Origin of the sequence: Frankia sp. AiPs1, from assembly GCF_023716945.1 — a bacterium.
Classification (GTDB): Bacteria; Actinomycetota; Actinomycetes; order Frankiales; family Frankiaceae; genus Frankia.
This window is the reverse complement of sequence record NZ_JAMQQF010001000.1, coordinates 1-1,130: the sequence shown is the minus strand read 5'-3', so window position 1 is coordinate 1,130 and position 1,130 is coordinate 1. Positions and strand designations below refer to the sequence as shown.

At 72.1% G+C, this 1,130-nt stretch carries 1 protein-coding gene; it reads left to right on the top strand.

Annotated elements, in window-relative coordinates; genetic code table 11:
• Positions 1–83: 83 nt before the first annotated feature.
• The gene (gene hpnD / locus ND748_RS32455) at positions 84–995 is read left to right on the top strand and encodes a presqualene diphosphate synthase HpnD (RefSeq protein WP_251750080.1); all 912 of its coding nucleotides are present in this window, start codon (positions 84–86) and stop codon (positions 993–995) included.
• Positions 996–1,130: the final 135 nt, after the last annotated feature.

The window sequence follows — 1,130 nt, the reverse complement described above, 5'->3', positions numbered from 1 at the left end:
GCAGCGGCCCGCACCGCCGCGGCGGTCGCGACCGCGACCAGCGCGACCGGCGTTGCGGCCCGGCGAGCCTCGGAGGAGGGTCGATGACCAGCCCGGTGCCGAACCCGGTGAGCCGACCGACCGTCGCCGAGGCGTACGCCGCCTGCGAGGCGTTGACGAAGGAGGCGGCGCGGAACTTCTCGTACGGCATCCGGCTGCTGCCCCCGGAGAAACGCGGGGCGCTCAGCGCCGTCTACGCGCTGGCCCGGCACCTGGACGACCTCGGCGACGGGGACCTGCCGGCCGAGGAGAAGCTCGCCGGCCTGGCCCAGGTCCGGGCCGAGGTCCACAACCTGGGCGCGGGCAGCTCCGACCCGATGTACGTCGCCCTCGACGACGCCGCCCGGCGCTTCCCGATTCCGCTGGAAGCGTTCATCGAACTTGCCGACGGCGTCGAGAGTGACGTGCACGGCACCACGTACGACACGTTCGACGACATGGTCGGCTACTGCCGGCTCGTCGCCGGCACGATCGGTCGGCTCTCGCTGGGCATCTTCGGTACCGAGCAGGCGGCCTCCGACCGCTCCGCCCCGGCCATCGCCGACGCCCTCGGCGTGGCCCTGCAGCAGACGAACATCCTTCGCGACGTCCGGGAGGACCTGCTCGGCGGGCGCATCTACCTGCCGGCGCAGGAGCTCAAGGCCGCCGGGATCGAGCTCGCCGTGGACGCCAGCGGTCGTCTCGGCGGGCCGCCGACGGCACTGCTGGGATACCTGCGTTCCTCGGCGCAGCGGGCCGAGGAGTGGTACGACCGCGGCATGGTGCTGCTCGACCTGCTCGACCGGCGCAGCGCGGCCTGCTGCGGTGCGATGGCCGGCATCTACCTGCGGCTCAATCGGCGGATCAAGAACGAACCGGCCGCCGTGCTGGACCGCCGGCTGGCGCTGCCGGGATGGCAGAAGGCGGTCGTCGCCGCCCGCAGCCTCGCCGGGCGACCGGAGACGAGCGCCGCATGACCGCCGGGGTGAGCGAAGCGAGCGGGGCGCCCGGCGCGACCGTGGCCGCGGGGTCGGGGGGGGCCCCCACCGCACGTCATGACTGTAAAACAATATTCAGGATGCGTACAAGCAAAAAAATTTTATTATATCGGT